Annotated in this window: 14 protein-coding genes; 9 read left to right on the top strand and 5 right to left on the bottom strand. The window is 56.4% G+C overall.

The features are described from left to right. Window positions 1–4: 4 nt before the first annotated feature. Entirely contained in the window at window positions 5–1390 is a 1386-nt protein-coding gene (locus MF268_RS21060; RefSeq protein WP_238372829.1) for an AAA family ATPase, read from the bottom strand. Between the two features lie 529 nt (window positions 1391–1919). Between MF268_RS21060 and MF268_RS21055 the strand changes: the two genes are divergently transcribed. Continuing rightward, window positions 1920–3101: a replication initiation protein gene (locus tag MF268_RS21055; protein ID WP_238372828.1), complete on the top strand. Its 1182-nt coding sequence runs from the start codon at window positions 1920–1922 to the stop codon at window positions 3099–3101. Here the strand turns inward: MF268_RS21055 and fliI are convergent, their stop codons facing one another. After that, window positions 3102–4460, bottom strand: coding sequence for a flagellar protein export ATPase FliI (gene fliI / locus MF268_RS21050; RefSeq protein ID WP_238372827.1), 1359 nt, complete (start codon window positions 4458–4460; stop codon window positions 3102–3104). A 65-nt stretch (window positions 4461–4525) separates the two neighbouring features. Between fliI and flgB the strand changes: the two genes are divergently transcribed. The 8 genes from flgB to MF268_RS21010 are packed head-to-tail and all read left to right on the top strand — an operon-like array spanning window position 4526 to window position 10736. Then, entirely contained in the window at window positions 4526–4927 is a 402-nt protein-coding gene (gene flgB, locus MF268_RS21045; protein WP_238372826.1) for a flagellar basal body rod protein FlgB, read from the top strand. 13 nt (window positions 4928–4940) lie between these two features. After that, a complete protein-coding gene (flgC, locus tag MF268_RS21040) occupies window positions 4941–5351 on the top strand; it encodes a flagellar basal body rod protein FlgC (protein WP_238372825.1) in 411 nt (136 codons plus the stop codon). A 14-nt stretch (window positions 5352–5365) separates the two neighbouring features. After that, window positions 5366–5680 (top strand): flagellar hook-basal body complex protein FliE, encoded by a 315-nt coding sequence (gene fliE, locus MF268_RS21035; protein ID WP_238372824.1) that lies wholly within the window; start codon window positions 5366–5368, stop codon window positions 5678–5680. 18 nt (window positions 5681–5698) lie between these two features. Then, window positions 5699–5968, top strand: a complete 270-nt coding sequence (locus MF268_RS21030; RefSeq protein WP_088634314.1) for a flagellar biosynthetic protein FliQ — start codon at window positions 5699–5701, stop codon at window positions 5966–5968. Beyond that, window positions 5965–6747 (top strand): lysozyme family protein, encoded by a 783-nt coding sequence (locus MF268_RS21025; protein ID WP_238372823.1) that lies wholly within the window; start codon window positions 5965–5967, stop codon window positions 6745–6747. The genes MF268_RS21030 and MF268_RS21025 overlap by 4 nt, the downstream gene beginning before the upstream one ends. Window positions 6748–6773: 26 nt before the next feature. Continuing rightward, window positions 6774–8840, top strand: coding sequence for a flagellar biosynthesis protein FlhA (gene flhA, locus MF268_RS21020; protein ID WP_238372822.1), 2067 nt, complete (start codon window positions 6774–6776; stop codon window positions 8838–8840). A gap of 3 nt (window positions 8841–8843) precedes the next feature. Further along, the gene (locus tag MF268_RS21015; protein ID WP_238372821.1) at window positions 8844–9599 is read left to right on the top strand and encodes a flagellar biosynthetic protein FliR; all 756 of its coding nucleotides are present in this window, start codon (window positions 8844–8846) and stop codon (window positions 9597–9599) included. A gap of 12 nt (window positions 9600–9611) precedes the next feature. Further along, entirely contained in the window at window positions 9612–10736 is a 1125-nt protein-coding gene (locus tag MF268_RS21010) for an EscU/YscU/HrcU family type III secretion system export apparatus switch protein (protein WP_238372820.1), read from the top strand. A gap of 5 nt (window positions 10737–10741) precedes the next feature. Here MF268_RS21010 and MF268_RS21005 read toward each other — a convergent pair whose 3' ends face one another. From MF268_RS21005 to MF268_RS20995, 3 genes are read right to left on the bottom strand one after another with little or no spacing between them, the layout of a single operon-like run. Then, on the bottom strand, window positions 10742–11374 hold the full coding sequence (locus MF268_RS21005; protein WP_238372819.1) for a MotE family protein: 633 nt from the start codon (window positions 11372–11374) through the stop codon (window positions 10742–10744). Then, window positions 11371–11733 (bottom strand): flagellar motor switch protein, encoded by a 363-nt coding sequence (locus tag MF268_RS21000; RefSeq protein ID WP_238372818.1) that lies wholly within the window; start codon window positions 11731–11733, stop codon window positions 11371–11373. The genes MF268_RS21005 and MF268_RS21000 overlap by 4 nt, the downstream gene beginning before the upstream one ends. Further along, on the bottom strand, window positions 11717–12676 hold the full coding sequence (locus MF268_RS20995; protein ID WP_238372817.1) for a FliM/FliN family flagellar motor switch protein: 960 nt from the start codon (window positions 12674–12676) through the stop codon (window positions 11717–11719). Before MF268_RS20995 ends, MF268_RS21000 begins: the two co-directional genes overlap by 17 nt.

Raw genomic sequence — 12676 nt, 5'->3', positions numbered from 1 at the left:
TGCCTTACTCCTCCTTCTCTGCGTTTGCCATCTGCTGGTCCCGCCACCACGTCCCCAGAACGAGTTCCTTTATCTCCGCCCATGTCTGATCGAAGGTCTCGCGACCACGAACATAAGTATCGCGATTGAACTCCCGGTAATCAGCCTCGTAGATACCATTGACCTGCTCGCCAGCTTGCCCGACCATCGCTGTCATCTCCTGACGGTAAGTGGTCATAAAATCCCCGAAATAAGCTTGGATGACATTCGCCAGATCCGTCTGCTGGCCTGCGTCGAACCGGGTTATCAAAGCTCTCACAGCGTCCCATTCGAATTTCATTTCCGGCAAGCCATCCCTCCGGCGGGCGGCATTCTCGCCATCCTCCACGCTCGCAAAGGTGGAATAGAGCATATCAAAAAAGCGACCCGTTGAGTCGAATTCCAGAAAAGACGCACCAAGTGGTACCAAAAGGATATCGGCAGCAGCCAGTGCATTGATCGTCAGGTAGCCGAGGGCCGGCGGCGTATCCAAAATGATGATATCGTATTCATCAACGATCGCCTCTCTTGTTAAGGCGTTGTTCAACGCATCCCATAGCGGCCAGTTGCGAAGACCCATTCTCCAGACGGGAACCTGAAACTCGGCCCAGTAGAGATTGAGCTGCGACCCCATCAGATCGATGTTCGGCCAGTGAGTCGGTTGAATCACATCGCGCGCAGACACATTCAGCGCCTCCGACAGTGTTTCGTCGAAGGGCAGGGGGGCTTTACCCGCGGCTTCCCGAACACGATTTTCATCCTGTACGGAGAGTGCGTAGTCCTTGGCTAAAAGCGGAAAAGCAGTCGACCATTCATCGGGCACAACACCGCCCATGATCGAGGTCATGCTGCCCTGACTGTCAAGATCTATGACAAGAACCTTGTACCCGTCCAAAGCAGCGGACATTGCCAGGTGAGCCGCGGTAGATGTCTTGCCAACACCGCCTTTGAAATTCGCCACCGCAATCGTTTTGGCGGGCAGGCCCTCAGGGCGCCATGGTCGATACTCCCGGCCCGCCGCGCCCTCGGCCGCAAAATGGTCTCGCAACGCAAGTACTTCTTCCAGGGTGAACCACTTGGAATTGCCTTCACCTGTGCCTTGCGGCAAATCCGGGTGGCTTCTTAAAACCCGTCTGAAATGACCGGGCGCAACCGGTATCAGATACCGGCAAACTTCCCATGTGGAAAATCGGCGTAGCCTCTTGCGTCCGTCAGGAGCGTATCCACGCTCTGCAAGATCCTGCCTACCCTTCGATGCAAAAGCGGCAGCCTTGGCGAATCGTGCTGTATCGATAGGCTGTGACAAACGCTGCGCTGCCTTGGCCGGATCAATGTTGAAATAAGGCGGTATATCGTCTTTGCCTGCAGACATGTCGTATCCTTGAGGATGTTCGTTATTATTTGGGTTTTGCCAAAATCTATCGCACATCAACAGCTCTATGTGAATCCTTTCCGACGATTCAGGCCCTGTTTCAGCTCATTTCATTGAGAGAAGGCATCAACAAGTTTGTAGAGTCTTTGAGTAGTTTAGATTCTTTACTTCTAATAATCCTTTTCTTCACAATAGCTTAACCGACTTTCGGTACCTAGATACAGGTGCAAGGGTACCCGTCAACAGGATGTAAGGTACCCGGTTGCGGGCGGAAAGGTGGCGATTCGCGGTATTAAGGGTCTCCGCAAGCGGTAAGAGTCTATTTTGCGGTGAATTTCAAAGGATCGCGTGGTTTTCGCTTCGGTTGATACCGCATCAGGGTACCTTAGGCTCCCCGTTCGCAGGTGATTAGACCGTTAAGGTACCCATTCCCGGGATTGGGAATTCGGCGTAGAAGGACCCATATGTCAGTTGCTATAGGGTACCTAATCGGCCATACTTCGCAGAAAAGCCAAGAGCGAGCAGGAACATGGACGACATACCTCGGGACAAGCTAAGCGGCGCATTGCGCCGTGGTGCAGTGAAGAAACACGTCGCCGCTATCCACGTGTCGGGGAAGTTGACGCTTCTTCAAAGAAAACTCTCGAACGTCTTGCTGCTTAATGCCTACGATACCTTGGTAACACGTAGCAAACACCAGATAGACGCGCGAACTCTATGTTTGATGATCGGCTATAATTCCAACGATATGGATACCCTAAAACAGTCTCTTAAGGGTCTGGCAGAGACTGTTGCGGAATGGGATATGCTCGATGCCGACGGCGAACAGGAGTGGGGCATCTCCAGTCTCCTGAGCTATGCCAAGCTCAAGGGAGGTATCTGCGAATATGCCTATTCACCCGCGCTTGCCGAAAAGCTGAACGACCCCAAGGTCTTTGCCCTGATCAACCTTAACATCCAGCGCCGTTTCACATCCGGCCATGCACTGGCTCTTTACGAGAACTGCTATCGTTTTGTCAGGACAGGATCGACGGGATGGTGGCCGCTTGATCTGTTCCGCCGGCTCATGGGTCTCGACGGATCAAGTTATTATGAAAGCTTCAAGCATCTGAACGCCAAGGTCATCAAACCGGCCGTTTCAGAAGTGAACAAGACCAGCAATATCCTGATCACGCCCGAAACACGCAAACAGGGCAGGGTGGTCACCGAAATCAGGTTTCGGATCAAGGAAAACCCTCAACTCGCTATTCTCGACATCGATGATGGTGAAGCGGTTCGGCACGGTGCTGTCTATTCGCGACTGCGCGAGCTTGGTGTAAGCGATCGACTGGCAAGACAATGGTTGAACGCTCATGGGGAAGACGAAGTTTCAGCGCGGTTGGACTATGTGGAGTCGCGTCGAAACGTCAAAAGCAAGGTCGGCTACCTCAGCGCTGCATTGAGCAATGAATTTGGAGGGGAACCTGCGGCTAAACCGCAGCCGAGTGAGCGTGGGGAACGTCTGCGTCGGGTTCAGGATGCGATCAGGAAACGGACACCGACGCAGAGAGACGCGGACAAGCGACTCTTTCTAAGCCAGGTCCAGGATTCAGCCGCGCGGCAGGATTTCGAGAATCATGGGTGGATGTCGCCGCTGAACGCTACGCGTATCGCCTTGTTCTGGGAAGAAATGTCCCCGGGTATCTTCGACGGTTTGCCGTCGTCAGAATAATCAGGCGTCGCTCTTGGGAAGAGCCACTTCGACACCCGCGTCACTCAGCAGTTCGTAGATGTGTGCGAATGTTTCGTCTGCCGTCATCGATTCAGATTTGCGTTGATTCAGGAACTCTTCAGCAGGGGCGAAAAAGCGGATCGCGGCATCGACCTCGCGATCGGTGCCCTGACGATAGGCTCCGATGCGGATGAGTTCTTCCATATCGGCATACCGTGCCAAGGTACGTCGCGCCGCCTGCAGGACTGCGTATTCCGCCTCGCTATGACAATCTGGCAGCATCCGCGAAACGCTCTTGTAGAGATTGACCGCCGGGAACCGGCCGCGCTCCGCGATTTGGCGATCAAGCACGACGTGGCCGTCCAGAATGCCTCGGACTGTATCAGCAACCGGTTCGTTCATCTCTCCGCCGTCGACCAGCACCGTATAGATGGCGGTAATGTCACCGCTTGTTCCGATGCCCGGACCGGCTCGCTCCATCAGCTGCGGTAATTCAGAGAAAACGGTGGGCGGGTAACCTTTGGAGGTGGGCGGTTCGCCTCCTGAAAGACCGATTTCGCGCTGCGCGGTTGCAAAACGGGTCACACTGTCGAGCAGCAAGAGCACCTGCAGCCCTTGATCACGAAAATATTCGGCAATGGTTGTCGCGGTCCAGGCTGCCTGCCGACGCATCAGCGGGGGCTCGTCCCCGGTCGAGACCACGATAACCGATCGGGCCATGCCTTCGGGACCGAGGTCATCCTGAATAAAGTCCTGAACTTCCCGCCCCCGTTCGCCGACAAGACCGACCACAATCACATCCGCCTGTGCCCGTCTGGCCATCATAGCCATCAAGGTGGACTTACCGACGCCGGACCCGGCAAACACGCCCATCCGCTGCCCTCGGCAGAGCGGCGTGAAGACGTCGAATATCTTGATACCGGTATCCAGACGCTCGCCCGTGCGGCGTCGTTCAAAGGCCGGGGGAGGGGGAGATTTCACATAGCGGGGATCGTTGCCTTCGTGCAGAGCGCCCTTTCCATCGATCGGGGCTCCGAGTGCGTTGACCACCCGTCCTTTCCAAGAAATGTCCGGCCTGACGATATTGGCATCGGCGCAGAGCACGACTTTGTCCGCGACGGCGACCCCGGCCCAGGTGCCAAAGGGAAGCACATGTGTGCCATTGCGATCGATACCGACAACTTCGCCCATGACTGGCCCGCGATGCCCATGAACTATGCAGCGCTGCCCGATGCCCATCGCCCGTTCGATTCCGGTAACGGTAAGGTTCAAGCCGGTGACAGAAGCGACTTGCCCGACTATTCTTGAGTTTTCTAGCGTTCTGGCAAGAGTAGATAGTTCAGAGAATGCAGTTGTCATGTATAAACCACTGGAATTCAGATTTAATACATGGTACTTCTTAGGCGACCAAAAGGAAAGAGCCCTTGAAGCTGGAATCTATTTCATATTTTGGCCTTGCATCGCAGCGGATGGAATGGCTTGGCGCGCGGCAGAAAGTTCTGGCCGAGAACGTTGCCAATGCTGACACGCCGGGCTTCAAGGCGCGTGAGGTGAATTCCTTTGAGGATGTACTCAGCAAGACGGTCTCCGCCGGGCAGGTGACGGTGACGGCGCCCGGACATATTGCTGGTACGGGAACTGGTGTGGATGGGGTTCGGGTCGAGGAAGACCCCGAAGCGTGGTCGAACAGCCCGGATGGCAACAGCGTTGTGCTGGAGCAGCAGACAATCAAGGCAACCGAAGTGGCTGAAAGCTATCGGTTGGCGGCAACCCTGTATCGGAAAGGGTATGAGATGCTCACCCTGTCCGTGACGGGCATGCGATAAGCAAGGGTAGGGAATGGATCCGCTTCAGACGATAGCAAGAATTGCCGCCAGCGGCATGCATGTACAGAGCGCGCGACTTCAGATCGTTGCAGAGAACGTGGCAAATGCGGATTCCACCGGGAATACGCCCGAGGCCGATCCTTATCGCCGCAAGACGATATCCTTCGAGGAGTTCATCGACAGAGAGACGGGTATGACTTCGGTTCGCGTGGCTGACGTTGGGCGCGACGAACGGCCGTTCACGCTGCGGCACGACCCGTCCCACCCGGCGGCGAATGAGGATGGTTATGTCAAGGTTTCAAATGTCAGCCCAATTCTTGAGATGGCCAACATGCGTGAGGCTTCCCGCAGCTACGAAGCGAACATGAACCTGTTCGAGGCTGGGCGTCGTATGCGTAGTCAAATGATTGATTTATTGAAGTAATTTAGGGAACGAAAATGGCCGAAGGTATTTCAGTCATATCCAGCGCCTCGGTTCGGGGCGCCTATGGCGCTTCGAAATCGATGGTTGCGGAAAAGTCGGAAGCCACAGAGGCGACGAGCTTTACTCAAATGGTTGAAAAGGCCGCCGGGGACGCGGCCCAGACGGTGCGCGAATCCGACATGGTCGTTCGTTCCGGTCTGGCTGGCGAGGCAAGCACCCAGCAGGTGGTTGAGGCGACAATCGCGATGGAATCGACGGTGAAGATCGCGGTTTCGATGCGCGACAAACTGGTCGCAGCCTATCAGGAAGTTCTGCGGATGCCGATCTGATCCGGAGGATCCTGGGCAATGAACGAAGCTGACACCTATACGATCTTATCACAGACGTTTCTGACAGTGCTTTATGCTTCGGGGCCAATCATGGCGCTTGCGCTTGCGGTCGGGCTGGTCATCGCCTTTTTCCAGGCGCTTACACAGATCCAGGAAATGACACTGACCTTCGTGCCAAAGATCGTCGCGATCTTTCTGGGGCTGCTGGTTGCTACACCGCTCGCTTTTGCCGTGCTTCAACGCCTGTCGGACAGGATTTTCGATATGATGGTTTCGGGGACGGTATGATCCGGGCGGCTGCCATCATTTTGATCCTGTTGATGCTGGCGGTCCCCGTTGCGGCAACAGGCTGGCAGGGATTCTACACGCCGAGTGAACGGGCGGGTTATGCTGGCATGGCCATTGATGACGATGCGGTCTGTGTGCGCGAAATCCTTAAGGCTCAGCTGCGCTATGGAATCCCCAGCAACATATTGCTGGGGATCGGGTTGCAGGAAGCCGGGATCAGGCGCGAAGGCAGCCTGACAGTATGGCCATGGTCGGTGAACGCCGAAGGTGAAGGCCGGATTTTTGCCAGCCGCGAGGCAGCCAACGACTGGGTGCAACAGCGTCGCGCCGAGGGGGTTCAGTCCATCGATGTCGGTTGTCTTCAGGTCAATCTACACTGGCACCCCGATGCTTTCAGCCATGTGCTCGAAGGCTTCGATCCGGCGGTGAATGTCGACTATGCGGCGCGATTCCTGAAATCCCTCTACCGCAAGACGGGCGACTGGGAGATCGCCGCGGGCTCTTACCATTCCTTCACGCCTGAGCGTCGCGAGGTCTATCTGTCCTCGTTGCGTCAAAACGTAATGGTGGCCAATGGCCGGCTTGAAGAGTTTCGCGTTCTAGCAGGGCAGGCGCGTCCTCGCGGCGAACAACAATTGGAAAGGCCGGAGCTGCAGACAGGCATGGTCTGGTCATCGGGGTTGAGCCGCAGCCAGCAAGGCGAAAACGGCGCACGCAGCATCTATTCGCAGCATGATATGCAGCCATTGTTGCCGCAGTTTCTACAAGGGCCGGATTGATGGCAGCAACGGATCAGGGTGGATTCATGACCAGTTTCGCGCGCGGCTTTGCCGGGCGCGACGTGGGTTTTGCTATTGGCGTGACCCTTGTTCTTGCTGTGCTCTTTGTGCCGCTGCCGGCAGTGATACTGGACCTCGGACTGGCGATTTCACTTTCGGTGTCGGTTCTGATCCTCATGGTCGCGCTGTGGATTCCCAAACCGCTTGAATTCAACTCCTTCCCGACTCTGCTGCTGGTGGTCACCCTTCTACGCCTTTCGCTCAACGTGGCTTCAACCCGGCTCATTCTCTCCGAAGGCCACACCGGGGCAGGGGCTGCCGGCGGTGTGATCGAAGGGTTTTCGCGCTTTATTGTAGCTGGGAATTTCATCATCGGCATTGTGATCTTTGCGATCCTCGTTGTGATCAATTTTGTCGTGATTACAAAAGGTTCGACCCGTATTGCCGAGGTCGCGGCCCGTTTCTCGCTCGATGCATTGCCGGGCAAACAGATGGCAATCGATGCCGACCTTGGATCGGGCCTGATCGACGAAGCGACTGCAAGGGCGCGTCGCAAAGAGCTTGAAGACGAGATGGGATTTTTCGGCGCGATGGATGGTGCGTCGAAATTCGTCCGTGGTGACGCGGTTGCCGGGATCATCATCACGCTTGTCAACGTCATCGGCGGTATCCTCGTCGGGGTGACACAGCACGGCCTGTCACTGTCGGCCGCAGCAAATTCCTACACCACGCTTACCATCGGCGACGGTCTGGTATCGCAGGTGCCCGCGCTGATCGTGTCCATGGCAGCGGGCCTGATCGTGACCAAGGGCGGTACTGAAGGTGCCGCGAACGAAGCGGTGTTAGGTCAGCTTTCCAAGTTTCCCAAGGCCCTCTTCATGGCCGCCGGTCTTTTGATGGCAATCGGACTGTTACCGGGCTTTCCGATGCCGATCTTTTTCATTCTCGCCATCGTAATGGTTTCGCTCGGGTATGCCATGCATAAGCGTGTCATTCGCGAGAAAGAAGAGGAACGGCGCGCCCAGGCTGCGAGTGAGCGGGCAGGCGCAACGAATCCCGAAGAAGACATGCGTGCCAATATGAAGCTTGATGATCTTAGGCTCGAACTCGGCAATTCGCTGGTGCCATTGACCGTCGGGTCCGATGCAGTACTGCCCGGCAAAATCCGTAGCTTGCGCGGACTTTTCAGCCGAGAATACGGGTTCATCCTGCCATCTGTTCGTATCAAGGACGACGCGAACCTTCCGGCGATGGTCTACACGGTGTCGATTCAAGGTGTTGAAGTGGCCCGGGGCGAGGTGAGGCCAACGCTCATGATGGTCATCAATCCCGCCGAAGCGCCGATCCAGATTCCCGGCGAAAAGGTCAAGGATCCGACGTTCGGGCTGGATGCGGTCTGGATCGATCACGCCAACGCGGCCGACGCCGAAAAGCAGGGCTATACTGTCGTCGATCCGGAGAGTGTGATTACGACTCACCTGACAGAGGTCATCAAGGAGCACATGCCCGAGCTGCTGACCTATTCGGCGACGCAGGAACTGGTGAACGGTCTTGATCGCGAGTATCAGAAATTGATCAATGAAGTTTCCGGAAAAACGCCGGTGATCACCCTGCAGCAGGTGTTGCAGACGCTGTTGTCCGAGCGGGTTTCGATCCGAAATCTGCCCTTGATTGCCGAGGCCATGGCAGAGGTCGGACATTCCACCAATAACGTCGTCACTATCACCGAACACGTACGTAAACGTCTGGCCAATCAGATCTGCCGCGCCCTGACCGACGAAAGCGGTTTTATCCCGGTCTTCACGCTCAGCGGGTCTTGGGAAAAGGAATTCGCCGAAGCCGTTCGCATATCCGGTGATGAGCGTAATTTCCTGATGTCGCCCCAACGGGTTCAGGAATTCGTGCTCGCGGCACGTCAGCAGATCCAGAAATGCGCGGCAAGGGACGAATGGCCTGCCTTGATGGTGGCACCCGAGGCGCGGAGTTTCGTGCGTTCCATGCTCGAGCGAGTAAGCCCCAACACCCAGGTGATCTCGCATAACGAAGTGCATCGAAAGGCGCATATGCGCACCGTTGCGACGATTGGCAGCTAAGCCATGGATCTGACCGCCCTGTGGACTTCGCAGATCATGGGGTTTGCGCTTGTGTTCGCCCGGCTGGGTTCGATCATCGTTTACATGCCCGCCATCGGCGAACAGCTGGTTCCAATGCGTCACCGTCTTGTCTTTGCGCTGGTTCTGACATTGGCACTGTACCCAGCGACGCCAGTTGGCTCGCTGTCGATAGGATCGCCGCTGGAACTGTTGCCCCTGCTGTTGATCGAGGTTTTGATCGGCATCTGGATCGGCGTCACGGGACGTATCGTTCTGACCGCGTTGCAACTTGCGGGCTATCAGGTGGGCATCGTGTCGGGTTTGTCGAACGCTTTCGCCCCGAATGTCGGGTCGTTTCAGGGCTCAACTCTTCTTGCCACGGTGCTCATGCTGACCGGTGTCACCCTCATTTTCGTGACAGATCTGCACCATGCTATCATCGAAGCAATGCTCATGAGTTATGATGTCTTTCCGCCGGGCGGCGCCATCATCGGGGATATGGCCGAACAGGTAGTTCTGGCCGCGAGCAAGAGCTTTTATATCGGCACTATGATAGCTGCACCGTTTTATGTGATGGGGCTGGTTTTAAACGTCGGCCTTGGGCTTACAAACCGAATGATGCCGACCCTGCCGGTGTTTTTCGTCGCCGCGCCTTTGCTGATTGTCTGTGGCCTGTTCGTGCTGGTCATGTCGTCTCCTATGATGCTTCGCTCATGGCTTGGCTTCTTTGCCGACTGGCTCGGCCTTCTGGCATTCTGACGGGAGGCGTGCATGGCAGAGGAACAGGAAGACAAGAGCTCCAAAAGTCAGGAAGCGACGCCGCAAAAGCTCAAGAAGGCGCGCGAGCAGGGGGACGTACCGTCTTCTCAGGAAGTGGGCATGATGATGACCGTCGTTTCGCTGCTTGCGCTGACAGTTTTTATTCTGCCGGCTATCGGTCCGCAGCTTGCAGGCATCCTAAAGCAGATGCTTGAAGTCTCTGGAACAGCGCGCATTGGCGAAGGTGTCGGCGGTGTGCGGGACATCGGTTCGTCCGTGACCGCTTTTGCCGGACGTATCAGCCTTGTTCTGGCACCCGTTCTGGGGGTGTTTGTCGTTGCTGCCATTGTTGGTGTGGCCATACAGGGTGAAACGGTTTTTGCGGTCGAGCGTATCCGGCCAAAATTTTCCAAACTGTCTCCGGCAAAAGGGTTCGCGCGGATCTTCTCTGGCGGCGCATTGGTCGAGTTCCTGAAAAGCGTTGCCAAGGTTCTGGTGGTCGGCACGCTTGCCGTCTGGCTAACCTATGTCTCGATCACCGAGATCTGGCAGACCGAGAACTTTCTGCCTGAATTCCTGCTTGGTTACGTTCAGGGCTTTGTCCAGCGATTGCTTTTGATCGTTGCGGTTTTCGCAGTGGTCCTCGCCCTGATCGATGTGATCGTTAAGCGTGTCCGCTGGCTCATCCGTCAGAGGATGAGCGTCAAGGAAGTGCGCGATGAGCATAAAGATCAGGAAGGCGATCCGATGATCAAGGGCAAGCGCAACCAGATCCGCCGCCAGAATTCGCGCCGACGCATTGCAGCCGCGGTATCAGAGGCGACCGTCGTCTTGACCAACCCGACCCACTACGCTGTGGTGCTGAAATACGAACCGGGCGCAGATTCCGCGCCGGTCTGTACGGCAAAAGGGGTGGAGCTGATGGCCGCCCAGATCCGGCGTCTTGCACATGAGGCAGAAGTGCCCGTTGTCGAGAACCGACCCTTGGCCCGGGCGCTCTATTCCGTCGCCCAGGTCGACGAGGTAATCCCTGTCGAGCACTGGCAGGCGGTGGCCGGAATTATCCGCTACATTCTGGACATGCGGGCAAACATCGAAACGAAATTGCCCGAGGGTTCAACGCTCCGCGACGACTGAAACCTTTAAAGCTTCAGGTCGTGCAGGCGCTGGTCGCCAGGCAGTTTGGAGCGTTCGAGAATGATCCGCGAAATGGCGCGTGCGCGGGTTCGGTTCAGTTTCGCAAGGATCGGCGCTGCATCCCGTTCAGGCATCGTGGCAAGCACCATGACGGAAACCTCGATATCGAGATCGTCCATGATCGCGGCGGCTTCTTTCGGTTTCATCGCGGCGTAAAGCGCGACCAACCGGTCGACGTCATCGGTCTGTGCCTTCTGGATGCGGTCGAACATCTCTTCAAGTTCAGCTTTCAGATCAAGCAGGTTCGCCTGATCTATCGCCAGCTTCTCTTCGGCAATTTCGATTTCGGCCTTGCGCTCGGCCAGACGTTCTTTCTGGCTGTCCAAAAGGTCGCGTTCCTCGCTCATCGCCTGCAACATCATTTCGGGCGTTTCGCAGATCGGGCGCGGTTCGGGAGAACAGCTCTGCGGCGCCGTCGCCGTCTCTTCTGAATCGGCCGCAAAGGCAGCAGAGATAAAGGCGCTTTGGATAACATCGCCCGATTCACTGTCGAGGTTCATGATCGAGCTGCCAGTCTTGGCCACGCCGGCAATTGCCAGCGCACCCAGCATCAGAGTGATCAGACGAGGGCCTCTCATGCTTCGCGGCTCCGGACAGTGTCAAAGAAGCTCCGCACCATGTCCGCTTTGCCGGTAACAGACGCGACGCCAGCCGGTTTTTTCTGAGCCGTGGGACGGATCGAATGGAACGACGGGGTCTCCGTCTGGCGCGGCACAGCCGCTGCGGCGGCTTTTTGTTCCTGCAGGGACTCGGTTACCGATTTCATGGCCGCAACCGAATCTTCCGATTTATCCACGGCGGCTGAAAACTGACCTACGACGGGTTCAAGATCGCGCAAAACGGCAACGAGGTTTCGAACCCGACGATCGACCAGATAGGCATAGCCCAGCACGCCAGCCAGAAGAGCGAGGATGAGAATATCAATCAAAAGCGACATCTGTAGGTTCTTCCTTTTCACTAAAGTCCCGCGTGACACGCAGCGCGACAGCGCCATTTCTTCTGTGTCCGACGGCCGCGTTGAACATTTTCAGCTCTGCGCAGCTTACGGTCACTTCCTGATCTGACTGGATGCCAAGATCGACAACTTGGCCCGGTTTCCAACCAAGAATGTCGTGTAGTTGAATTTCCGGTTCATGCAGCACTGCATCGACGGTTACATCCGTACCCGACAATGTTTCCGTAATAAGTTCCCGCCATGAACTGTCACCGCCCAGTTGACCGCCGCGAAACGGCTGGGCAAGGATATGGCGGATTTCTTCAAACGAGGAATGGGGCAGCACAAAGGTCAGAACGCCGCCACGGTCATCTTCAAAAACGATCTTCATGACCAGCTTGATGCAGGCCGCTGCCGGTTGCGCCAGCACCATTGTGTGCGGGCTGGTTTCGGCGCGTTCAATTTCGAAATCGATCTCGCTGACCTGACTGAATGCGGCGGTCAATTCGTATAGCACGGTTTCGCAAAGCCGGATTCCGAGACGTTTTTCAATTGCTGAATATGCGCGCGGGGTCCAGTTGCTCTGGCTGACCATGCGGCCGCCGAGGTTGATTTCGAGCGTGGTGAAAAGAAGCTTTGGGTCGATGACCACACCGATTGGCGCGCCCCATGGAAGCACCGAAACGACGAGAGGCAATTCGTCGGTTGGCAGGCTTTCCAATGCCGCGCCGCAGGACATGTATTCGAAGCTTTCAAGCGAGGCTTCTGCGCCGGTTCCCGAACAATAGCTTTTCATTACCGGACCAAGTGCCAGCGCAAAGCGGTCGAACAGCACTTCGAGCACCGGGAGCCTCTGGTGGCTCGTGCTTGCCGAGCGGATGATCAGTTCCTCGACCCTTTCGGACGAGGACGTATCGATCTGTGGGGATGTCTGTGTCTGAGCCAT

The sequence above is a fragment of the Heliomarina baculiformis genome (assembly GCF_019966545.1).
In the GTDB taxonomy this organism is placed as follows: Bacteria; Pseudomonadota; Alphaproteobacteria; order Rhodobacterales; family Rhodobacteraceae; genus Heliomarina; species Heliomarina baculiformis.
The sequence above is the reverse complement of the archived record's forward strand: the minus strand, read 5'-3'. Positions and strand labels throughout refer to the sequence as shown.

Bases quoted from the DNA above. Each gene is read 5' to 3' on its own strand.
- MF268_RS21060 (WP_238372829.1), bottom strand. From the start codon at position 1,390: ATGTCTGCAGGCAAAGACGATATACCGCCTTATTTCAACATTGATCCG.
- MF268_RS21055 (WP_238372828.1), top strand. From the start codon at position 1,920: ATGGACGACATACCTCGGGACAAGCTAAGCGGCGCATTGCGCCGTGGT.
- fliI (WP_238372827.1), bottom strand. From the start codon at position 4,460: ATGACAACTGCATTCTCTGAACTATCTACTCTTGCCAGAACGCTAGAA.
- flgC (WP_238372825.1), top strand. From the start codon at position 4,941: ATGGATCCGCTTCAGACGATAGCAAGAATTGCCGCCAGCGGCATGCAT.
- fliE (WP_238372824.1), top strand. From the start codon at position 5,366: ATGGCCGAAGGTATTTCAGTCATATCCAGCGCCTCGGTTCGGGGCGCC.
- MF268_RS21030 (WP_088634314.1), top strand. From the start codon at position 5,699: ATGAACGAAGCTGACACCTATACGATCTTATCACAGACGTTTCTGACA.
- MF268_RS21025 (WP_238372823.1), top strand. From the start codon at position 5,965: ATGATCCGGGCGGCTGCCATCATTTTGATCCTGTTGATGCTGGCGGTC.
- flhA (WP_238372822.1), top strand. From the start codon at position 6,774: ATGACCAGTTTCGCGCGCGGCTTTGCCGGGCGCGACGTGGGTTTTGCT.
- MF268_RS21015 (WP_238372821.1), top strand. From the start codon at position 8,844: ATGGATCTGACCGCCCTGTGGACTTCGCAGATCATGGGGTTTGCGCTT.
- MF268_RS21010 (WP_238372820.1), top strand. From the start codon at position 9,612: ATGGCAGAGGAACAGGAAGACAAGAGCTCCAAAAGTCAGGAAGCGACG.
- MF268_RS21005 (WP_238372819.1), bottom strand. From the start codon at position 11,374: ATGAGAGGCCCTCGTCTGATCACTCTGATGCTGGGTGCGCTGGCAATT.
- MF268_RS21000 (WP_238372818.1), bottom strand. From the start codon at position 11,733: ATGTCGCTTTTGATTGATATTCTCATCCTCGCTCTTCTGGCTGGCGTG.
- MF268_RS20995 (WP_238372817.1), bottom strand. From the start codon at position 12,676: ATGGCTCAGACACAGACATCCCCACAGATCGATACGTCCTCGTCCGAA.